Here is a 21,927-nt window from a genome sequence, read left to right as displayed (position 1 = left end):
TATGCGGGCAAGGGCCTTTAATCCTCAGATTTTCCTGGAGTTTCTCTGCTATTCCGTTTTTGGGGGACTTCTGCTTTATTTGGTGAGCAGCGGAAAATACCTTTCGTATGTCACGCCCAGAATGGCACCGTATCTTTACTTTGCGGCAGTCGTCATGGGCATATGGGCTTTGACAGGGCTGGGCCGGCTGTTTCGCCCGCAGTACAGGGTACGTGCCGGGCACTGCTTCGTGCTGGTAATCCCCATTTTGCTGCTGTTGCTTCCCCACAGCCCTCTGAGCATCGCCGATCTTTCCGGAAATTATATCCGCGGGAATAGTTTTTCCGGCGGATCCGGCCTGATTAGTTCCTATAGTGTGCCTCAAGAGCAGGAGCCGGTCAGTGACTCCGGCTTTAACAGCGATATCCCAAATGCTGAAAATTCAACTGATTTGCCCGGTTTGGATACAGCGGACAGAAAAATCACAGTGTCAAATGATGATTTCAGCCTGTGGCTTTCCGAAATATATGACAATATGGAGAAATATGAAGGATACACGATCGTCATGACAGGATTCGTTTTCAAAAACCCTGAAGCGTTTAAAAGGGATGAATTTCTCCCCGCCCGCCTGATGATGTCCTGCTGTGCCGCGGATTTAATGCCTACCGGTCTGATTTGCCAATATGACAAGGCTGCCGAATTACAAGCAGAGTCTTGGGTGACGGTTGAAGGCACCCTCTTTATCGGGCAGTATGAATATGACGGAAGGAAATCTGACGAGCCCCAGATCTCTGCAACAAAAATTACACCCGCCAAGAAAGTGGAAGGCTATGTCTATCCATATTAATTGGATTTTTTCTTTACCAGATAAAACATTTAAGCCTAGTACCCTAAAAGTGATAAAGGCTTGCCTAAACGCCTTTTATATTCCTGAACCAATTTGCTTTTAACCTCAAATAAAAATGTCAATTCTTCATCACTAAAATATTTTTCAGGAATTACACAAGATTTTATCATGTTTAACTCATCAATTGAAAGATTATCCCAATTTCGGCTAACAAGGAAACAATAAAATAAAGGCAAGTCAAATAGTCGGAACCGAGCCTTTTTTCTAGTGGGGTCTTTATCTGAAAATCGATCTATTCTAGCTTTTCTTGATTGTGTCCATGGCCCCTTCCCCTTATCTTTATGAGAAAAAGGGTCCTCATACGTATCGCCAAAATAGGCCATTGTCCAAGAACGATTAGTAATATCTTCTATGGAATCAGGAACAATTTTTTTTGCATATTCTAAGGCAATAGGATGAGGGGCTGAGAGCAAAACTGCACCATAGGCAATATTCAATTGGATAATTGGATGAGTTTCTTTGGAGTATGCATATTCAACAAATTCTGTCACATCTAATTTATCTAGCCGGGTCATAAAATATAATAGTTCATCCTTCAGAATTAGTATCGTATGTTCATCCAATTTTCCGATTTCTTGTTTTTCCTTTTCATTCAAAATGCATTGATCTTTTTCCGATATTTGACGATATATTCTATTGATATTCTGAGCAATTTTATTCTGTTGAACTTTATTTATGCTTTTAAACGCATCAGTAACAAAATTTGTGACATCATCAAGCAACCATTGTGATAAATCACTGATCAATCGCTTTCCGCCCATTTGTAAAGATTTAAATACATGATTTGCAAGGAAATAAGCGCTTAAACTACGATGATAAAATCCTTCAACAACAGTATTCCTTCTTTCATTCCAATTCAAAAGACCGATAATCGCCGAATCGTTGCTTCTAATCGCGGGAGCTTCTCCATAGTATACTTTTTTAGCAATATGATATAAGTTATCATAGATCCTGTTCTTTTTCAGATGGGAAGTTCCCCGTACACGCTCCTTTTCTATCCAACATTCAAGAAATTCCCGATACAGATCATATAGACTATTGATTGTGTATCTATGGTTTGCTTCGCTGTTCTCCATAAGATATACAAGCAAAGTCAGTTGGAACGGATTTTCTTTGAATTTCGCTGCATTTTTATTTGATTCAATAAACCGTTCAATCCGATCAACAATTTCAGGGCAATCTACCCTTTTCGAATAGATAGTGATAAACTGATCCGCTTGCTCAATGCTCCAAGGTTTAAGGGTTACGTAGTCATAGAAAAATTGATCAGATTTTGCCGTAAATAAGGAATTAAAATAGTCTGTTCTACATCCAAGCCAAATACTACAATGATCTAGCATGGATATTTTCTGCAAAAACAGCATAAATTCATCACATTGATTAAGAAAGGCTTCATCAATACCATCTATCAGCAACAAAACATTCTTATCAAAACATTTCCGATTATCCAGTACATTATGAGCTAAGAGATCATATTTTGTTTCCGGAGAACCTAATAGGCTATTTGCATTAATATAAAGAAAAACATGAGAGATATCCTTTGGTTCAAAATAGCTGTACATATACCTTAATAAAGTCGTCTTCCCTGCGCCTGCCAAACCAAGAATGACAGTGTTTTTATCAAGATAATTAGCGGTCAAGTGAGAAAATGTTATTTCAGTTTTATTTTTTGAAGCCGTCGCGATCGGGGGAATAAACAGATCGGGAAAAACATGTCTTAATCCAACACTATTTTTCATCCATGGCAATAATGCATTATTTTTAACTTGATCTCTATGTTCATTAATGGTCTCATCATCCGCTTCGGTACTTAACGGTAATATACTGTTAAACTGCGTATATCGTCCCCAGGCCCGCTCCTTGGTATCCCACCGGTGTGCGAACAGAGAAGAAATCCGAGATGCCTTTTCCTTAAGTTCACCTTCGGAAAACATAACTTGAACACCTTTATCTTGTTTAATACACCCCATTGTCACTTCGTGTATATCATTGATCTTGCGATGCCACCCCACATGGGTATCGCCGCATAAGTACAGTGCAATCGGATAGTCTCTAAATATTGCTTCCATTGCTTCACGTTCGGCTTTATGCATGAGCTCCATGCCATGATGCGCTAATATAATGATAGGTGCTTCAGGATTTTCTCGACTGATACAGTTAAGTGCTTTTAACATATAATCGTTGCCAATAACCAAGTTCCCCCGGTCTTTATCACTTCCGCACGCAATAGCTGTATTCATATAGAGTAGGCTATAGCCATCACAACAACAGTATGTGTGCAGTGGCAATAACTTGTCAGGCCAAATTGGAGTTTTTCTGTTAAGCAGCCGGTTGACTCTTTTGAAAAAGCTGAACCGCTCAATCAACTTTTCGAGGTCACCCGATTCCCAACGTCCAATATCAGGAGTATACCCGATCAGCGCATTCTCCAGTGTCTTTTTATTTCTCCCGCGGTCAAGATCATGATTACCCGGTATGACATGAATATCATCCGAATCTTTAATGCCTATACTTTCCGCAATGTCTCGTATAAAATTGACAGCCAGTTGAGCGACCTCGTCCGTATCATCTTGGAATAGTGCATGGCGGTAGTCCCCGGTTACAAACAAATTGTCGACGCGGATATGATTTTCACGCAGGTATTTCACCAGTTTATCACGAAGCTGTCGACTACTGCTTCCATCAATTTCTGGGTTGTAGTGTATATCGGATAAATGTAACCAACGCATAATCCGCTCTCCTATATCCAACGATAGATACTATTTTGTGCGTATTGAATTATCAAACCGGCTTACCTCAAACTTCAGGTGTTCTCTCTCGCAAAGCCTCTTGATCGCCTTCTTGCCGGACAGGGCGTTTAAAAACAGCGCTCCTGCCGAAGTGGCCCATGCGCCGACAAAATAGAAATTATCGAGACCACTGAGCGTCATCTCCCTGCTGTTAAACAAACTGCCCCAAATGTTTGGTTTCTTGTTCGGGAAGTTAGCGAAACCATGTGTGCCGCCCATGAAACGCTCCCATGTAAGTAAGGTAGAAACATCAATACTTTCAATCTGCCTGGAAATACCGGGAAAACGGTTTTCTAAAAGTGCGATCACTTGGACAGCCACTCTTTGTTTCTCTGCTTCATACTCTTTTCGGTCCGCCGACAGCTTCTTCCAGTAAGAATAGGCTGACTTAAGCTCTATTTTGATCACGCCTTTTCCCTCGGGTGCCATGGTTTGATCAAAACCATACATCTGCATCTCCAGCGAGGTAAACTCATGTCCGGCAAGTATGACCGGCTGATCTAAAAGCAGAATCAGACTGGAGGGCTCTTTGGAAAGATCACGGTCCACACCAAGGAAAATATTTACGGCAAAATCGCTTATATCGGCAGGTTCGGCGCAGTAAGCCTTAAGCCGTTTATCCATATACCTCCCGTCCAGCAGCTCCAATAGTGTTTTTCGCCCGTCGGCGTTGGAAATGATGACATCGGCAAATTCTTCCGTGCCGTCATCCAGCCTGACGCCAACCGCCCTGCCGTTACCGGTAATAATTTTCGTGACCCTCTTCCGGCAGTAGAGCCTGCCCCCCAGTGTATTGTATCGGTCGACAATGCCGTCGACAAAAGACATACTGGCGCCGACCGGCCATGCGATGTCCCGATTTAAGCCGGAGGCATGGCGCATCAAATGCAGAAACACAGGCACAGAAGGATTCGAGTAAACCAGAAGCGGAAAGGCTCTCTGTAAAAACGGATCGGTAAAGCGCTTAGCAAAATCCGCCATGGAAAGCCTGAACCATTTTAAATTCCGGAGAATTGTCAGTGTGTGCCCGAGCAGACCAAGGAAGTTCCCTGTGATCATGTCGCCCATCATATCATATTCTGCGACATCACGGATCCCCTTTACGTATGCGCGGATGATCTTCGCGTCTTGCGAAGACAAGGTACACAAATGCTTTTCCAGAATATCCAAGTCATAGTAGTCGTTGAACAGCCTGCCGTCAAGGTCTGCCACGCTCACGCATTCCTTGGTATATACCAGTTCTGCCGGCATGGCGCCGATTTCCAGCCAGAACTGATATATCTTTGAATTTGGGGAACAGCCCATCAGGTGGTGGATGCAAGCATCAAAGACATAGCCGCCGCGTTTCCACGATACACATTGCCCGCCCGGGCGATGGTTCATCTCGTAGATGCGGGTGTCGAAGCGGTTCATCTGTCCATAAATACCTGCGGCCAAGCCACCCATACCTGAACCTATGATAATAACCGATTTTGGCATATCTACCGCTCCTTTTCGCCAAAATGAACTTTGAATACAATCATAGTGGCGACTGACTGCGTTCAGTAGAGAGTTAAGTGCATAAAAAATATTGATTTTTACCGCCGGTTTTAGCGTTGTACATAGCGATATCAGCATTCTTTATCAGCGTCTCGGCGTCAGTTCCGTCCTGTGGATACAAGGCAACGCCCGCACTGGCCGATATCAAGAATTTCTGCCCATTCAGCAAGACCGGTTTGCGCAGAGTATCTATGATTTTATCCATAATCTTTATGATGTCCTTCTTACTGGTTATATCATTCAAAAGGATGACAAACTCATCACCGCCAAAGCGCGCAATCGTATCATCACTACGGATACTCCTGGATAATATCCGGGCCGCTTTAAATAAAAGCTGATCACCCAGTTCATGCCCCATCGTATCGTTGACGGATTTAAACGAATCAAGGTCTAAAAAAGCGACCACAAGCATCGTTTTGCTTCTTTCCGCCCGCTTGATTGCTTTCTCCAGCCTGTCTTTAAATAAAATACGATTGGGCAGAAGTGTAAGCTGATCATGGTAAGCAATAAAATTCATTTCTTTTTCGGCATCAATCTTGATTACAGCATCAGCAACAATATTTGTAATGATCTCTAAATATGTAAAAGATCCTGAACGCCATTCCATTAACGGCCGGGCTGCGGTAAAAATCAGAAATCCGATGATGATCTCTTGTTTTTTGACGGGTAAGGCAAGCAACGCGCGAATATCCCGACCGATCAGTTGATTTTTGAGCTTTTCCGGCAGGGGCATAAGCGCTGTGTCATATAGCTTTACCACATTATGGGACTCAAATTGCTCTAACAGCGTAGATTGCATATCCGCCGCCAATTCTTCAAAAACACCCGATTGTGATGAAACTCCTTCCGCCAGCCACTCCAAGGAATAATGGATGTGTTTCGTCTCCTGATCAAGCAACGCGATATAGGCTCTGTCGCTTTGGATAAAGCTGCCGCACCGCTTGAGCATCCCACTAACCTTATCCTTAAAATTTTGTTCGCTCACCAAGACAAAGTCATGGGAAGTCTCCGATACCAGCATCTGCAGGCTGATCTGATTGGCGTTTTCTTTCAATCTTTGCGCATAAATCTTATTGACATACAGCGAAAGGATAGCGGCAAGCCCGATTAAACCGATCCGAACGATGTAATCCGTCTTTCCGACTTTCAGCGGAACAGACGGCACTGCCGCCCAAAGGAGCAGCTGCGTTAAAATTGCCGAAGCAATCACTGTAATCAATATGGTACGTCTGTTAAACAACAGGCAGATGATCATCAGCAAAAAGACAAACGCCCAGATCGTAATGCCCCCAAATTGTACAAACCACAGTGTAACCACCGGAATAACAAAAGAGAGGCCTGCGGCAAGCAGCATTTCTTTGATTGTATCATCGAGTTTTGCCCTGTTGATTAAAAAAATTAAGCCCGTTATGACAACTAAGGCCCCACTGAACAGAAAGACGGAAAGCACGGAAGAGCCATTATACAGTAACAATTGAGCAACCAGATTAAGAATACTTCCGGCGGCAAAAATAAAACCAATGTAACGGTAGACGTTTGTATAGGCAGATTCATTAAGGATGAGCTCATTTTGATTTTCAGCCTCAGGACGCATAAAGCCATGATATTTCACGGAATAACTGATTGCAGCAATGGGTAGAAGCACGAATACCGGTGAAAATTGCGGTATTCTGATTTTCAGAAAAACCGGCAAAACATCAGTCAAGCTTCCAAATACTGAAGCCAGCAATAAAGAAATCATCAGTAAGTCGGCCTGTTTTTTGCTATTCTTTGAGGCAGAGTTCTTCGCCCATAAATATAGGATCATGATTGCAATAGCGATAAAAACAAAACAATACCCATAGTAGAACCAATCCCAGGCATCGGTTTGGGAAATATTCAGCCAGCCCAATTGGTTCCGGATCAAATGGTCCTGATTGAAAAGGACAAGAGGAAGATAAGTATAGGCGAAAATTGTTACGGCCGACGGCAGATAGAGAAGCAGGTATATCCACCATTTTTTCAGCAAATTGTCCTTTTGGGTTAACAGCAGAATAAAATGGAGCATCAAACTGCATATTGTTCCCCAGCCTATGGGGGCGAGGCGCCTTCCGAATGCGCTGATTTCCTCATTTGCCGCAACAACAGTAATCGCCAAGCCCAGGCACCAGAAAAGCATGGCACAGCCCAAAGCCAGAAATATCTTATTGATCGGTGTTTTAATATTGTGCTGGATGGCATACAATCCGCAAGCGACAGAACTACCGCCGGTCGCCACCAACAATATGCCGAATACTATGGGATATTCCATAAATCGGTTCCTTTTTTGCAGTATTCTTCTTTTTTATAATTCTTCCTGTAAAGAATGCAAATACATATACAAATGTACCGGTACTTTTTTCAATACTTCCATTGTAATCGATATCGGTTCAGCATAGACTTCTTTATAATCTATTTCATTGTTCTTTAATAACAAATTCCTGTTGGAATACCTTATTATATGATAATTCGGCTAGAATATAAACAGATACCTTGTAATGGAAGTTTTGGCACAAATTTTAACCATAGCTAGAATGATGATGATTCTCTAATTGGGGATATAAGAAGAAATGACATTTTAGGAGCAGCCACGCTGGCGATGTCTCAGGGAAAAAGATACTGGAGATAGGCTGTGGAACGGTCCTTCCGCCCCGAATTACTCCACCCAGCCGTCCAGGACGGCATGGGCGATTTGAAGCTGGCGGCCGATAGCGATGCTCTGCGGGCACTTTTCCTCGCATAAGCCGCAGGCCGCACAGTGGGAAGCGTCCTGCTCTCCTCTGACGGTAAACATATAGCTCCTTTTGGACTGGTCAAAATTTTCGAACATGCAGCCAGCGTTATATTTTAAGAAAATATCAGAGATATTGACGCCGTTGGGACAGGGCATGCAGTAGCCGCAGCCGGTACAGGGGATGGTGGCGAGCGATTCATACGCGGCTTTGGCTTGCTGGATGATCGCGTGTTCCCGGGACGTCAGACAGCCCGGCACAAAATCCGGCCTGGAAAAAAGCGCGATATTTTCTTTCAACTGTTCCAGAGTAGTCATGCCGCTTAAAATACAGCTGATCTCGGGGTAATCAACCAGATGCCGGAAGGCCCATTCCACCGGCGGCCGTTTTTCCTCATAGACGTCATACACCGCCTGGACCGCCTGTGGTGCGCCGGCGAGCCCTCCTCCCCTTAAAGGTTCCATAATGACCAACGCCGTCCCTTTTTGGCCGGCGATTTTAATGGCATCTTCCGTCACCTCACGGTCCACATCCAGCAGGTTCTGCTGAATCTGACACATGTCCCAGGGGTAATAATCCAGTACTTCTTTAAAGCACGGAAACTCGCCGTGATAGGAAAAACCAATCGCCCGGATTAATCCTTCTGCGCGGAACTTTTCATATTCTTCGATAACCTCAAGTTCTTTGAACTTCGCCCATGTCCTGCTTAAGACATTATGGAGAAGGTAAACATCGATATAGTCCGTGCGCAGTTTTTTCAGCGTATTTTCCAGGTTGCGCCGGATGTCATCCCGGGTCTTAAAGGCATTAATCGGTTGTTTGGTAGCAATTTTCACTTTAACGCGGTAACCGCTGTCCAGCGCTTCTCCCAACACCGCTTCACTGGTCTGGCGATGGTAGCCGAAGGCCGTGTCGAAATAGTTGACGCCGTGTTCCGCTGCATAGCGGATTATTTCCAACGCTTTCTCCAAGTCGACGCCGGCGTAATTTTGTCCTTCTTTTATAATGAGCGGCAGGCGCATACAGCCCATGCCAAGTAAGGATACCTGATAGCCGAGTTTTCCGTATTGACGATACTGCATAGCGCTTACCTCTTGATTCATAACTTAATTTCTGCTTTCAGTATAGCAAACTTCCGTTCCTTCCGGCGGGGCTAGCCTCCTGCAATTTAAGCAATCCAAAAAATATGCCGAAAAAAGGCCATGCACTTCCGTACATGACCTCCTACCTTTTAAGTCGGACAATTATCAAGCTTCCGCTTATAGATATTTTACCTTAGATTCCGGCCGTTTACAATAAAAATGTAGATCCTGCGGCAGTCTTCAGTTTTTGACAAGAGTTTAATTCCATACTATAATCGTGCCGAGCAGTCATGGACGTCCAGGCAAGTTTTTTCAGCTTATGATTTTATGGCGGGGAAATGGCGCCTGACCTGCATACCCTTGTTATCGTATTCGATTGTTGAAGTAAATCAGCTGGAGGATTTCCGATTTTTTAAAAAGCGCTTCGGATAAATAGGCACTTGTCATCTTAAATTGTTGCACGAGCTTTCCTCTCTTGGAAATTTGTTCGGTCTACCATGAGAAGCGGTTTTTGCCATGTAAAATTCAAAAAGCCAATCGCAACAACAATCGGCTTTTTTGACAAAATTATGACGAAGAGAGTGGGATTCGCTCCGCTCGCCTTCGGCTCGCTATCACGCCGGAGCGGGAAAATGCTTCCTTCGGTCGCATTTCCTTTTTCCGCCCGTTCTCATCCCACTCTCTTTTATTTAAGCTCAAGCTATGTTTTCTTTGGCGGAGAGAGTGGGATTCGAACCCACGACACAGGTCAACCCCGTGTACCCGCTTTCCAGGCGAGCGCCTTCGACCAACTCAGCCATCTCTCCATGTGATCAACAAAAACAGTATCTATTGTCTTTTTTTGCAGGGATTATCAATATAAACTGCAAATGCTATTATAATGGCTTAGCTTGCCGACGTCAACATCCAAAATAATAATTCTTAAAACAACAATTGATTTATATAATGACCAATTCTTTGCCGAAAGCTTTTTTGAACATTTCTGCCGCCTGCATGGCATCTTTGATCTCCAATTCGGCATCTCTAGCTTTAATCGTCCTCATCATCACGGTTTTTTTATCCACTTCACAAACAACCTCTTTGATTGCCGAAACCTGGCCCCGGTCCAGACTATTGGCAATTTGCAGTAAAATGCCCGCTTTTTGAGCATATTCCTTATCTTCCTTTTTAAGCAACAATTGATATTCTTCAAAGTTAAATCTAAACTTTTTCAGACGATGGGATGCGGCCACATAAGCGCTGAGAACCAATTCCCGGTGGTCTATTCCACATATTCCGGCATTCAGAATCATATAGAAGGTGTGCTCATGGTGATTGTAGAACCCTATAGAAACACCAATATCATGGAGCAATGCCGCTGTTTTATTAATTTTACTGAAATCTCCGTTAATTTTGTGGACATCTGTTAATTCTTTAAAAATTTCATCATAGAGATGATAGACATGATAAGCATGTTCCTTATTTTCATGATGCATGTCTAAAACGGTCTGTAAAGATGACTCCAGGACATCATCAAACCGCCGGCCCTGATTGATATAATGCTTGAAAACCAAACCTTCCCTTAAGCCATAGCCGCTCGTCCTTAACTTTTTTATTCCTGTATATTCCATCAGCTCTCTGACTACGGCACAGGCCCCTACCATAATATCCGCCCTCTCTTTGGATAACCCTTCAATACTACTTCGCTCCAACAAATTCTTACTTTTCAGAAGCTGATAGATCTCCGCAACATCATTTTTACTCAGTTTGTAATTATGGGCGATATCGGGCAAGTAGCCTTTTCTTTTCCGGTCAATCTTTCCGATATTCCGAATGATTCCTCCTACGCCTACGAGAACGCATGGCTTTTCTTTTTTGAGCCATTTAACCTTGGCAAAAGCAGTCCGCAGAAACTTCAGGAGATCTTCTTCCTGTCCGAATGAAACCTCGTCCGCCAGCTTGAATCTTTGCGTTAGATCCAGTGACCCTACTGCCAGACTGACCGCCTCTTTGATCTCCCTGCCCTTGACGAGAACAAGCTCTATACTTCCTCCGCCGATATCCACCAGTACAAAATCAGAGAGATCAATACTATTGATTACCCCCGCAAAGTCGTATCCGGCTTCCTCTTCTCCTGAAATAAGAGTGACCTCTATACTGGTGTCCTTTTGTATCCTTTCCAATAAATCGGCTCCATTACGGGCCTTACGAACGGCAGCGGTTGCCACAGCTAATACTGAAGCGTGATTGACCTCGCAAACACCTTTGAATAAAGATAATGTCTGCATCGCTTTGTTCATCGCTTCTTCCCCGATCATTCCGGACTCTTGAAGTCCCCGGCCCAAACGGACAGTTTCTTTCATATCATCAACAACCTTAAACCCATTTGCCGTCACTTCCAGCATAACCAGCCGCATAGAATTAGAGCCAATATCAATAACGGCAACTTTTTTCATCTTAATGCTCCTTTAGCTCAGTAATCTTGTTGTTTCTAAGATAAGCTCTTCTTATCTTGTCTCACAGAGGGCTGAATTAATCTATCTGGTCAAAAGCTTGGCCCTGTAATTGTTCCACAGCCTTCTTTGCTTTTTCATAAAAAACCATTTGGGATTGAACCTGAGGTTTTCCTCTCTTGTCGATTTTGGCATAAGTGCCATCTTTTCTCTGAATTCTTACCTTTACCGTATCTTCCATAGATATTTTCAAAATCTCTATTAATCTTCTCTTCAGTCTTTCCTGCTCGACAGGAAAAGCGATTTCTACTCTCCGGTCCAGGTTCCTGGTCATTAAATCGGCACTGGACAGGTAGATTTTCGGCTGTCCGCCATTTTCGAAATAATAGATACGGCTGTGTTCCAAAAACTTACCGACAATACTGATGACCACAATATTTTCACTCAATCCGCTTATCCCGGAACGCAGACAACATATTCCTCTGACGATCAGTACGATTTCCACCCCTGCAGCAGATGCTTTATAAAGCATGTTAATGATCTCCTTGTCGGCAAGAGAGTTCATTTTAGCAATAATCCGGCCTTTTCCCCCTTGTTTAACCTGTTCAATTTCATTCTCAATCATCCTGTCGAAAAAAAGGCGGAGAGAAAAGGGTGCCGTCTCAATCTTTTTCCATGTCGGGACCATGGAATACCCTGTTAAAAAATTAAAAAGAGCGGAGATATCTGCTCCAAAGGAGTCCCTGCAGGTAAATATCCCGATATCTGTATAAAGCTTGGCTGTCTGGTCATTATAGTTTCCTGTGCCCATATGAACATACCGCCTGATTCCCTCCTCTTCCCGGCGGATCACTAAGGCGGCTTTACAGTGAATTTTAAGACCTACCAATCCGTAAACCACATGACATCCTGCCTTTTCCAGCATCTTGGCCCAGTTAATATTTTTGGTTTCGTCAAATCTGGCTTTCAGTTCTACCAAAACCGTAACTTGTTTACCGTGTTCGGCTGCAGTGATCAGCGATTTGACGATTGGTGAATTGCCGCTGACCCTGTATAGTGTCTGCTTGATGGCTAATACGTCAGGATCGGTGGACGCTTGCCGAATAAAATCCGTCACACAGTCAAAGGATTCATAAGGATGGTGCACCAGACAGTCTTTCTCCCTGATCGCAGAAAAAATATCCTCTTTTCCCCAAAAGTCCTGAGGAATTGGAGAACTTAAGGGGGTATCTTTCAAATGTTCGAACCCCTCAACGGACATCAGCTGCATCCACGCGGTAAGATCCAGATATACCGGTACCTCATATGTCTCCGCTTCACTGATTTCCAACATCCTAATCAAAAATTGTTTGGTTTCAATATCACTGCCCCTGATGATCTCCAATCTTACCGGTGCCCCCCATTTGCGCCGGGCAACAGATTCCTCGATTTCTTTCAAGAGATCCTGGGCATCTTCTTCATCAATGTCCAAATCAGCATTTCTTGTGATACAAAACGGACAGACGGCTTCTACTTTATATCCTGAAAACATGAACCCTATATGCTCAATAATAATATCTTCCAAAAAGATGAAAATCCGCTTCCCATTTTCCGAAGGGACTTCAATGATTCTTGGTAAAACAGAGGGTACCTGAACCAGAGCAAAACGCTCTTCCTCCGTCCCCTTTAATCTCACGGCCAAATTCAGGCTTTTATTGGCCAGCAAGGGAAACGGCCTGCTCTGATCGACTGCCAAGGGCGTTAAAACAGGATAAATCAGCTCCTCAAACCGTTTATGCAAATATTCTTTTTGCCGCTCGTCCATTTTGTCATAACCGGCAAATATGATTTCTTTTTTTTTAAAAGCGGGAATGATGGATTTTATTAAGCAATTATACTGCTTTTTCACAAATTTATGAATATGGACAGCGATTTGTTCAAGCTGTTCCCTTGGTGTAAGTCCGGAAGCATCTTGTCCCGCAAATCCTGCTTCCACCAAATCCGTTATGCTGGCCACCCGCACCATAAAAAACTCATCCAGATTAGACGCACTGATGGCTAAGAATTTTAATCTTTCCAGCAAAGGATAGTTTTTATCATATGCTTCCTGTAATACTCTCTTGTTAAATTCAATCCAGCTTAATTCCCGATTAATAAAGTATTTACTTTCTTCAAAATTCATTGGCTTTTCTCCTCAGCCGTGCTTTGATTCCAAACACTTCTTCAAAAAAGCTGCTTTTCCGGTTAAATGTCCACTGTTCAAGGCCATAATCCCATTCTGTGCTTCCCTTTAATTCAATTCCATCTTTTTTGAGTGTTACTTCCAACTGCTTAAATTTTTGACTGTGGCTTCTGTCCAGAGCATCCGCCATTCTGATTATCGCTACCAATTTCGAGACAACTGCCCGTTGTGAAGTAGTCAGCCTGCTGAAATGTTCATTACTCAACCCGGGCACCTCTTTACCATGATACATGGCAATCTGAGCCGCCATCTCCGTTTCCTCGTTATTTAATCCGATAATATCCGTGTTTTTGATCAAATAATAGGAGTGATAGTAATGATTTTTTGTATTAATATATTTGCCGATATCATGCAATAGGCAGGCTACCTGCAAGAGCAGCTTTTCTCTTTCTCCCAGCCCGTGGATTTTTTTGGTTTGATCAAAAATAATCGATCCAAATTTTTGGACTGTAGCGGCGTGTTCAGCATCATACCTATATTTCTCTCCTACCGACTGGGCGGAAATGATGGTGTTTTCCGCAAATTTGCGTTCAAGTTCCCTGTCTTCCTCTTTGTACAGCATACTGAAGAGCAAAGCGTCACAAAGCGTTACGGGTGCATGGATAATATTGTTCGCCGAAGTAAACACCAGTAAAGTATTATAAATAGACAGCGATGGAAGCAGGCCTTCCGCCTGATCTTTATTTAAGCCATAAGTCCTGGCCACTTGTTCAACATTGAGATTTATTAATTCCTTATATTTGGCTTTAAAGCTTTCTGTCGGAATAAACAGCAGCTCTCCCTCCTCTACTGCTCCGCAGATTCTTGCAATCAGATCCATTTCCTGTCCGGATACAATAAAATGGTTGAGTTTTTTTAAAGAGATGAGTTTTTCCAAGATATTAGCAAATGTCACCAAATATTCTTCAATAATTGTGTTGGATTTCTCAATTTGTTCCTGCATTCTTTCCATGATTTCACTGAGTTTTAAAGAGCCCATTCTGATATTTTGGGTAAAAGGAATCGTCCCTTTTTCATATATTGATACTCCTACCGTACCTGTCCCCAGATAGACCATCAACGCCTCTGTATTCTCAAGCATTTCGAATGCTTGTATTTTCTTGAGCATTTCTTTACAGATTAATTTTTTTTCATCCGCATCATCAAGAACAAGAACCTTTTTCCCTGTTTTGATAAAAATCTGATCCAGAATATATTCCTGATTCGCCGCATCGCGAACAGCTGTTGTCGCCGCGACACAGCTATCCTCAACCTGATAATCTTTAATTACCCTGGAAAAATGATTAATCACCTCACATATTTTCTCTGCTTTTTCAAAGGTAATCCGACCTTTGGAAAAAGTATCGTGCCCTAAATTTAACGGGTATTCAATAAATTCCAGATCATGTTTTTTTCCTTTTCTATTTTCGCTGATTTTGAGCTGGATAGCATTAGATCCTATGTAAATAGCGGATGCAACCTTAACTTTGCTCATTTTTCCACCATCCTAAACCTTATGTCATTAATATATCAAAAAAACAACTTCGTTAATATATCAATTTCCCGTTAATCTGTTAAGATAACGTTAAATCGGAATACATTTTTTTATTTTAAGGAGGTGCTGAAAAAGCACCTCCCCTTTGAGTCTATTCGTTTGTCTGTTCCATAGCGCCAAACATAAACATCTCCAAAAGCGCATTTCCTGTTTCTTCAAATGTTAAGGAATGATCGAAAATATACTGCGGATTGAGAACTGCCGCCAGTGCGGCGATAAAAACATCATGCGCAATCATGGGATTGACACGCCAGCGTATCCGCATCTTCTGATTGTTGATTAGGGAATCAAAGAATTGTTGAATTTTTTGCCGGCGAAACAACTCAATTTTTTGCCAAAGCAAAGGATAATGCCGCCGTAAATCTTCCAAAACCCGGCCATTGGCCAGATACTTGATCGTTTTAATCACTTCAATTAACATCGTTCTCAGATCGTTCTCTTCACTCAATATTTTTGTAATTCTCAACGCCGTTTTTTCCATGATTATGTCCAGCATTTCAGCAATAATTTCTTCCTTACTGCCGAAATAACGGTAAATGGTTCTTTTGTTGATTCCCGCCCCCTGGGCAAGCTCTTCCAGAGAAATCTCAAATAAACCGCGTCCCCCGCCAACGGATTTTTCTTCATATACAGAAAGAATTTTGTCCCGCGTTTTTCTCACCTTTACCCCCCTAAGCGATTTTCTTTTTAAATTTCAAGGTGCTGATCACAATAAATACTACAGAAAAGACAATAAGACTGACCACCTGACCTGCCAGATAGCCAATTCCAATCCCTTTCAGGATAATACCGCGGACAATCTCCAAAAAATAGGTGATAGGAATCAAATTCCCGATATAGTAAATTATCTTGGGCATAGCTTCTCGAGGAAACATGAATCCCGAAAGGATAATACTCGGCAGCATGATAAAAAAGGACATTTGAAAGGCCTGCATTTGCGTTTTGGCTACATTGGAAATCATTAAACCCAGCCCCAGGGATGCCGTGATAAAAAACAATGTCAATCCATAAAGTTCCGTTAAACTGCCTCTGATCGGGACCTTAAAGACCGCAACCCCGACAATAAGAGCTATGGTTATTTGGATGTATCCAAGCACGATATAGGGAAGGATTTTTCCAATCATTAATTCATATGATTTGATCGGTGTCACAATCAATTGTTCCAATGTGCCTCTTTCTCTTTCTCTTACAATCGCCGTAGCTGTCATCATCACCATCGTCATTGTCACAATAATCCCCAGGATGCCCGGAACCATATAATAAGCGGTGATTCCGCCGGGATTGTACCATGGTCTGACCCGGATATCATAAAGAGGTTCTGTCATATCCACCTGTAATTTTTTGCTGATCGCCTCCTGCGATTTTAAGAATCCAATAGAAGATGCTGTTGCCATCGCCTGATTCGCTACCATATTATCACTGGCATCAACAATAAGCTGTACTGAAGCTGATTCTCCTTTTTGCACCATGCCGGCAAAATCCCCCGGGACTATGATTCCGGCCTTGACCTTGCCGCTGTCAATCAGGGAATCCACTTCATTGATGCTTTGGGCGGCATATCGCACCTCAAAATAACCGGAAGCGGTGAAAGAGCTTAAAAGATCCCGGCTCTCTTCAGAGAGGGACTGGTCAAATATGGCAGTGGGAATATGTTTTACTTCTGTCTGAATAGCAAAGCCAAAAAGAATTAATTGGATAAAGGGCAGCATAACCGTCAAGGCCAATGTCATCCTGTCCCTACGCATTTGTAAAAACTCTTTATGCATAACTGCCACTATTCTTCTCATGCTTTTCCCCCCTTGTGAGATAAGGCAATAAAAACGTCTTCCAAGGACGGCTCAATAATTTTAGCCTGAGCTCCGGTGCTTTTCTCCAATTCAGTTTTATCCTCTTCGTTGCTTAGAAGAACATGCAGCAAAGCTCCATGGATGGTGCACTCCCGTACAAATTCCAGGTTTTTAATTTCCTGCATCCTGGTTAAGGAATTGGGCAGATCCAATTCCACCATTAACCCTTCAATGACCTTCTTTTTTAGATTTTCCGGAGTATCAACAGCCATTAATTGTCCTGAAGAAATAAATCCCAGCCTATGACATCTTTGGGCCTCGTCCATAAAATGGGTTGAAACCATGACTGTCGTCCCTTCCCTGACCAGTTCCCGGATGATGTGAAAGAATCTCCTGCGGCTGGTCGGACTTACTCCGCTTGTCGGTTCGTCAAGAAAAACCAACGGCGGGCGGGCCAATATTGCACAGCCCAGGGCCAGTCTTTGCTTCCATCCGCCGCTTAAATTCACCGCAAATTCGTTTTCTCTCCCGGTAAGCCCCGCCATCTCAATCATTTCTTTGATTCTGGGCCCGGCTTCTCTCCTGGAAATTTCATAAATCCCCGCATAGAAATTCAGATTTTCCTTAACGGTCAGATCATGATATAAACTGAATTTTTGAGACATATAGCCAATATTTTTTTTTATTTTTTCCGGATCTTGATCTAATCTGTAACCCAAAACAGTGGCTTCTCCCCCGGTTGGCTCCAAAATTCCGCAAAGCATCCGTATCATTGTCGATTTTCCCGCCCCGTTCGGGCCTAGAAAACCGAAAACTTCTCCTTTGCGCACCTGGAAAGAAACCTTATCGACAGCCGTGAATTCTCCGAACTTGCGGGTCAGCCTGTCTGTGGTGATTACATATTCCATGCCTTATTCTCCTCCGGACAGCATCACAAACACATCTTCCATTGACGACGGTACTTGCCGGATAAATTCCAGCCCATACCCGGCTTCTTTCAACATACTGGAAATCATTTGCTCAAAAGCCTGTCCGTCACAGCTTTCCGTGATTAGGCGGTATCTATCCCCAAAAAGGGAAGAATCCTTTATCCCGGGAACATGATCAAAAACTCCGGGATCACGGCTGTCTGAGCCAATTTCCCAAACCTCACCGGGGAATTCTTCCTTTAGCTTCTTCGGTGAATCAAAGGCTGTAAACCTTCCCTTATCCATAAAAGCCACTTTTGTACAGAGTTCAGCCTCATCCATATATGGTGTGGAAACAAGAATCGTCAGTCCCTGTCCGTTCAGATCATAAAGGATTTTCCAAAATTCTTTGCGGGATTCCGGATCTACCCCGTATGTCGGTTCATCCAAAATCAGAAGCCTGGGCCTGGTGACCAAAGCACAGGTCAGGGCAAGCTTTTGTTTCATCCCACCTGACAGGTTATCTGCAAAACGATCCTTAAATTGAGCCAGATTCGTCAAAGCGAGAATTTCCTCAGACCGCTGCGCAATTATTTTTTTACTTAAACCGTATAAGGACCCGAAGAAGATCAGATTTTCTATCACTTTTAAGTCTCCGTACAGACTGAAGCGTTGGGGCATATAGCCATACTCCCTGCCAAAGACCCTTACCGAACCTTCGTCCGGTACCAGCAAGTCCACCAGAATCCGCATGAGTGTAGTCTTCCCGGCCCCGTCCGGACCGACCAGTCCGACAATCTCTCCTTCGCTGACAATCATATCTATCTGCTTGACCGCTTCTATCTGCCCAAAGCTTTTACTGATCCCCTCAGCCCTGATCATGACGCCCCAATACCCGGTTCCGTACCGTTCTTCTCGATGACCACATCAGCAGGCATCCCGGGTTTAAGCAAACCTTCCTTATTGTCAGCATTAATTTTCACCTTGTAGACGATATTCGCTCTCTCTTCTGCGGTCTGAATACTTTTGGGAGTAAATTCCCCTTTGCTTGCAATCTCGGCAACCGTCCCCTCAAAAACCCTCTCTGTCCCGCTGACAGAAAAGGTTACCTTGCCCCCAATCTTAATATAAGGAAGATCTGTGGTTGGAACATAAACATTAATCCAGCATTTCGTTAAATCAGAGATGGTCGCCAAGTTTGATCCAAGAGAAACAAACTCTCCGTTTTCACGATTCTTGGTTTGAATGATCCCGTCAATCGGGGAATATAAGTTGAGATCTTCCAGAACAGCCTGAGAAGATTTCAACACCGCCTGATTCAATTTCACTTGATTCTCAGCAGCCTTGATTTGGTCGATACGTGTCCCTTCTTCGATAAGGCTCAATTTGGCCTCCGCGGTCGCCAGCTGATTCCGGGCAATGGAATATTTATTTCGTACGGCTTCAATTTCTGTCTGAGCAAGGCTCCCCTGCGAAAATAATTCTTCCGCCCGTTCCAAATCCTTTTTCGCCTGATCTAAGGTAACCTGTGCTATGTTTACTCCGGCTCCCGCTTCTTTCCTTTCCTGTTCAGTGGCTCCGGACTGAAGATCATTCCATTTATTCCTGGCAATTTCCACATTTAGAGCATCTCGTTCTTTCTGCGCAACCAAATCATTTCGGGATATGCGGGCGACAAGCTGTCCTGCTTTTACCTGATCCCCCTCTTTAAGAGAAAAACCCTGTAAAGTCCCCTGATTCTTGGCATTAAGTTCTACCTTCATGGTCTCAATTGTTCCTGAAGCCATGATCGTATTTTGGTCGGCAGGCGGCCAATATCTCCAAACAAGGAAACTGCCGCTTGCCAACACAGCAACCAGAACAGCAATGACCAATTTTCTTTTTTTATGCTCAGCCATATTTCTCATCTTCCTCAAGATTAATTTTTTTCTGTACGATTGATCCATCATGACTGTGATCTCTGCTCTTATCGTACGACGAAATTTAATGTTATTTTGTTTATCTGAATTTTGCTGTTTTCTTATTTCAAGATGTCTATTATGTCACTTCAATACGATATTAATGACATAATAGCTGCTTTCTCTTCAGAAATCAAGACCCAATAATTTTTACGATCACAAAAAGGTTGAAGGACTACTTCATCTCCAGGATTTTTTCGATTTGTTCAAAGGAAGAAAAACGTTCCCTGATTTCCGGATGTTTGTTTTTACGGTCATAAAGGAGTGAGCGGATACCCATTTCTCTTGGCGCATGATAGTCATTATTGAGATCATCTCCGATAAAAATCATTTCACGGACACTTGTCCCTGCTTCTGCCAAAGCCTTTTCATAAATGAGGCGATGAGGTTTTCGCCAGCCTAATTCAGCTGAGCTGAGGACGAAATTAAAGTATCCCCTGATTTGCTTGGATATCAGCAGTTCTTCTAAACCTCCCGGTACAATAAAGTTGGATACAACGCCAAGTCCTGTCTTGTTTCTCAGACTTTTCAACAAAGCCTCCACTTCAGGACTGACAAAACACCGTTTTGTGTAGTTGTCCCAAAAGTTTTTACAAAGCTTTTTCACAATGGTCATACGCTCCTCTTGAGTAAGAGAAAGATTTTTTGCAAGGTCATGCTTGCTCACCATCATTTCATATCTTTCCAGAATAGAATATTCCTTATGCTTTGGTGTGCGATTTTGAAAATATTGGCGCATTTCCAGGAAGGACTGTAAAAATTCTTCAAAATCGGGCCAGCAGTTTTCTATCCCTGATCCAGAATATGACCACATGGCATATTCTTTCTCTCGGGGTAATTCTGTAAAATCAATTAAAGTTTCCATACAATCAAATAAAATATATTGAATCTTTTTCATATTGCTCTCTTTTCCTCTGCTCCCTGCTTTTCTTTTTATCTTAATACTCTGGAAGTGTATCCACAATGATCTTTGTTATCTTAAAATTCTATTTTTGGGTTCTTTAACACAAAGAAAATATTTTCCGGCATATACAAATAAGACGATTATGGTATAATTTAGGCAATGATGTACTTTGGTGGTGGATTATGAAAATTGAGAATGAAGTTCAGCTCATGCAGCTTCAGATGATGACCAGAACCTTAAAACAAACTTCGGGAGATTCAAAGTCTTTTTATCGTATCCTCAATAGCATGCTTAATGCTATGTCTGAACAAGACCTTGCCGGTCTCAATCCTTCTCTGCTGGTTAATCTGTTAAGAGAACTGAACCCCAAAACAAAAAAGACATCTTCTGCCGAAACCAACGACTCCAGCGACTCTTCCATTCAGGAAGCCGTCACAAAGGCTTCTGCCAAATATGGTATCGATCAAGATTTTATTATGGCCGTTATCCGGCAGGAATCTGCTTTTAACTCCTCCGCCGTATCTTCGGCCGGAGCAATGGGCTTGATGCAGTTAATGCCTCAGACTGCTCAGGAATTAGGCGTAAGAAACCCCTTTAGTGTGGAACAAAACGTTGATGGCGGCACGAAGTATTTAAAACAGCTTCTGAATATGTACGGGAATTCTAAAGAAATGGCCCTTGCCGCTTATAATGCGGGTGCAGGTACTGTAAGCTCCAGAAATGTCCAAAGCAAAGACCAGATAGACAGACTGCCTGCGGAAACAAGAGAATATGTCACTAGGGTCATGGATTATTACAATAAATGAAGACAAAAAGTATTCAAATTGACCGGAGAAAATGTCAGTACTGTGGAAAATGTGCAAGCGTATGTCCTAAAGGTGTTTTCGGAGAAAAGACCGGTTTATTCAGAAAGGTGGTCCAAATCATCAAGCCCCAGGCTTGTATCGGTTGTTTCTCCTGTCTTGCGGTCTGTCCGAATCAAGCGATAACAGAGATTAAACATAATTTCATACTTTAAACGATTTTAAAAAATCACAAAAGGCACTATCTCGCAAAGGCAGGGATAGTGCCTTTCTTGATCGGTAACTTTGTCCACCCCACAGCATAAAGTATCTTAAGAAAACCATCTCTCATAAA

General features: G+C 42.8%; 16 protein-coding genes and 1 tRNA gene. 3 read left to right on the top strand and 14 right to left on the bottom strand.

Features of this window, described 5'->3' with window-relative positions:
• Nucleotide 1: 1 nt before the first annotated feature.
• Complete coding sequence (locus tag SGLY_RS00780) at nucleotides 2-826, top strand: TIGR03943 family putative permease subunit (protein WP_013623396.1); 825 nt, start codon at nucleotides 2-4, stop codon at nucleotides 824-826.
• A 35-nt stretch (nucleotides 827-861) separates the two neighbouring features.
• On the opposite strand, the gene SGLY_RS00775 is transcribed toward SGLY_RS00780, so the two are convergent.
• The 14 genes from SGLY_RS00775 to SGLY_RS00710 all read right to left on the bottom strand — a co-directional run bounded on the left by SGLY_RS00775 (nucleotide 862) and on the right by SGLY_RS00710 (nucleotide 20,784).
• Entirely contained in the window at nucleotides 862-3,615 is a 2,754-nt protein-coding gene (locus tag SGLY_RS00775; RefSeq protein ID WP_013623395.1) for a metallophosphoesterase, read from the bottom strand.
• Nucleotides 3,616-3,645: 30 nt separating this feature from the next.
• Nucleotides 3,646-5,154 (bottom strand): phytoene desaturase family protein, encoded by a 1,509-nt coding sequence (locus SGLY_RS00770; RefSeq protein ID WP_013623394.1) that lies wholly within the window; start codon nucleotides 5,152-5,154, stop codon nucleotides 3,646-3,648.
• 73 nt (nucleotides 5,155-5,227) lie between these two features.
• Nucleotides 5,228-7,504 (bottom strand): diguanylate cyclase domain-containing protein, encoded by a 2,277-nt coding sequence (locus tag SGLY_RS00765; protein WP_013623393.1) that lies wholly within the window; start codon nucleotides 7,502-7,504, stop codon nucleotides 5,228-5,230.
• Nucleotides 7,505-7,888: 384 nt separating this feature from the next.
• Entirely contained in the window at nucleotides 7,889-9,046 is a 1,158-nt protein-coding gene (locus SGLY_RS00760; RefSeq protein ID WP_013623392.1) for an aldo/keto reductase, read from the bottom strand.
• Nucleotides 9,047-9,758: 712 nt separating this feature from the next.
• Nucleotides 9,759-9,852, bottom strand: a tRNA-Ser gene (locus SGLY_RS00755).
• 132 nt (nucleotides 9,853-9,984) lie between these two features.
• The gene (locus SGLY_RS00750) at nucleotides 9,985-11,481 is read right to left on the bottom strand and encodes a Ppx/GppA phosphatase family protein (RefSeq protein ID WP_013623391.1); all 1,497 of its coding nucleotides are present in this window, start codon (nucleotides 11,479-11,481) and stop codon (nucleotides 9,985-9,987) included.
• Nucleotides 11,482-11,557: 76 nt separating this feature from the next.
• Nucleotides 11,558-13,639 (bottom strand): RNA degradosome polyphosphate kinase, encoded by a 2,082-nt coding sequence (locus tag SGLY_RS00745; RefSeq protein ID WP_013623390.1) that lies wholly within the window; start codon nucleotides 13,637-13,639, stop codon nucleotides 11,558-11,560.
• Nucleotides 13,629-15,173 (bottom strand): Ppx/GppA phosphatase family protein, encoded by a 1,545-nt coding sequence (locus SGLY_RS00740; RefSeq protein ID WP_013623389.1) that lies wholly within the window; start codon nucleotides 15,171-15,173, stop codon nucleotides 13,629-13,631. Before SGLY_RS00740 ends, SGLY_RS00745 begins: the two co-directional genes overlap by 11 nt.
• 151 nt (nucleotides 15,174-15,324) lie before the next feature.
• Nucleotides 15,325-15,894 (bottom strand): TetR/AcrR family transcriptional regulator, encoded by a 570-nt coding sequence (locus SGLY_RS00735; RefSeq protein ID WP_013623388.1) that lies wholly within the window; start codon nucleotides 15,892-15,894, stop codon nucleotides 15,325-15,327.
• A gap of 10 nt (nucleotides 15,895-15,904) precedes the next feature.
• A complete protein-coding gene (locus SGLY_RS00730; RefSeq protein WP_013623387.1) occupies nucleotides 15,905-17,020 on the bottom strand; it encodes an ABC transporter permease in 1,116 nt (371 codons plus the stop codon).
• Entirely contained in the window at nucleotides 17,017-17,928 is a 912-nt protein-coding gene (locus SGLY_RS00725) for an ABC transporter ATP-binding protein (RefSeq protein WP_013623386.1), read from the bottom strand. Before SGLY_RS00725 ends, SGLY_RS00730 begins: the two co-directional genes overlap by 4 nt.
• Nucleotides 17,929-17,931: 3 nt before the next feature.
• A complete protein-coding gene (locus SGLY_RS00720) occupies nucleotides 17,932-18,810 on the bottom strand; it encodes an ABC transporter ATP-binding protein (protein WP_013623385.1) in 879 nt (292 codons plus the stop codon).
• Complete coding sequence (locus SGLY_RS00715; protein WP_013623384.1) at nucleotides 18,807-19,826, bottom strand: HlyD family secretion protein; 1,020 nt, start codon at nucleotides 19,824-19,826, stop codon at nucleotides 18,807-18,809. The genes SGLY_RS00720 and SGLY_RS00715 overlap by 4 nt, the downstream gene beginning before the upstream one ends.
• Nucleotides 19,827-20,061: 235 nt before the next feature.
• The gene (locus tag SGLY_RS00710; RefSeq protein ID WP_013623383.1) at nucleotides 20,062-20,784 is read right to left on the bottom strand and encodes an HAD family hydrolase; all 723 of its coding nucleotides are present in this window, start codon (nucleotides 20,782-20,784) and stop codon (nucleotides 20,062-20,064) included.
• Between the two features lie 188 nt (nucleotides 20,785-20,972).
• On the opposite strand from SGLY_RS00710, the gene SGLY_RS00705 reads away from it, so the two are divergent.
• A complete protein-coding gene (locus SGLY_RS00705) occupies nucleotides 20,973-21,596 on the top strand; it encodes a lytic transglycosylase domain-containing protein (protein ID WP_013623382.1) in 624 nt (207 codons plus the stop codon).
• Nucleotides 21,593-21,808 carry a 4Fe-4S dicluster domain-containing protein gene (locus SGLY_RS18585; protein ID WP_013623381.1) on the top strand — a complete coding sequence of 72 codons (216 nt, stop codon included), beginning with the start codon at nucleotides 21,593-21,595 and terminating at the stop codon, nucleotides 21,806-21,808. The genes SGLY_RS00705 and SGLY_RS18585 overlap by 4 nt, the downstream gene beginning before the upstream one ends.
• The last annotated feature ends 119 nt before the right edge of the window (nucleotides 21,809-21,927 follow it).

It is taken from the genome of Syntrophobotulus glycolicus DSM 8271 (assembly GCF_000190635.1).
In the GTDB taxonomy this organism is placed as follows: Bacteria; Bacillota; Desulfitobacteriia; order Desulfitobacteriales; family Syntrophobotulaceae; genus Syntrophobotulus; species Syntrophobotulus glycolicus.
The sequence above is the reverse complement of the archived record's forward strand: the minus strand, read 5'-3'. Positions and strand labels throughout refer to the sequence as shown.

Bases quoted from the DNA above. Each gene is read 5' to 3' on its own strand.
- SGLY_RS00780 (WP_013623396.1), top strand. From the start codon at position 2: ATGCGGGCAAGGGCCTTTAATCCTCAGATTTTCCTGGAGTTTCTCTGC.
- SGLY_RS00775 (WP_013623395.1), bottom strand. From the start codon at position 3,615: ATGCGTTGGTTACATTTATCCGATATACACTACAACCCAGAAATTGAT.
- SGLY_RS00770 (WP_013623394.1), bottom strand. From the start codon at position 5,154: ATGCCAAAATCGGTTATTATCATAGGTTCAGGTATGGGTGGCTTGGCC.
- SGLY_RS00765 (WP_013623393.1), bottom strand. From the start codon at position 7,504: ATGGAATATCCCATAGTATTCGGCATATTGTTGGTGGCGACCGGCGGT.
- SGLY_RS00760 (WP_013623392.1), bottom strand. From the start codon at position 9,046: ATGCAGTATCGTCAATACGGAAAACTCGGCTATCAGGTATCCTTACTT.
- SGLY_RS00750 (WP_013623391.1), bottom strand. From the start codon at position 11,481: ATGAAAAAAGTTGCCGTTATTGATATTGGCTCTAATTCTATGCGGCTG.
- SGLY_RS00745 (WP_013623390.1), bottom strand. From the start codon at position 13,639: ATGAATTTTGAAGAAAGTAAATACTTTATTAATCGGGAATTAAGCTGG.
- SGLY_RS00740 (WP_013623389.1), bottom strand. From the start codon at position 15,173: ATGAGCAAAGTTAAGGTTGCATCCGCTATTTACATAGGATCTAATGCT.
- SGLY_RS00730 (WP_013623387.1), bottom strand. From the start codon at position 17,020: ATGAGAAGAATAGTGGCAGTTATGCATAAAGAGTTTTTACAAATGCGT.
- SGLY_RS00725 (WP_013623386.1), bottom strand. From the start codon at position 17,928: ATGGAATATGTAATCACCACAGACAGGCTGACCCGCAAGTTCGGAGAA.
- SGLY_RS00720 (WP_013623385.1), bottom strand. From the start codon at position 18,810: ATGATCAGGGCTGAGGGGATCAGTAAAAGCTTTGGGCAGATAGAAGCG.
- SGLY_RS00715 (WP_013623384.1), bottom strand. From the start codon at position 19,826: ATGGCTGAGCATAAAAAAAGAAAATTGGTCATTGCTGTTCTGGTTGCT.
- SGLY_RS00710 (WP_013623383.1), bottom strand. From the start codon at position 20,784: ATGAAAAAGATTCAATATATTTTATTTGATTGTATGGAAACTTTAATT.
- SGLY_RS00705 (WP_013623382.1), top strand. From the start codon at position 20,973: ATGAAAATTGAGAATGAAGTTCAGCTCATGCAGCTTCAGATGATGACC.
- SGLY_RS18585 (WP_013623381.1), top strand. From the start codon at position 21,593: ATGAAGACAAAAAGTATTCAAATTGACCGGAGAAAATGTCAGTACTGT.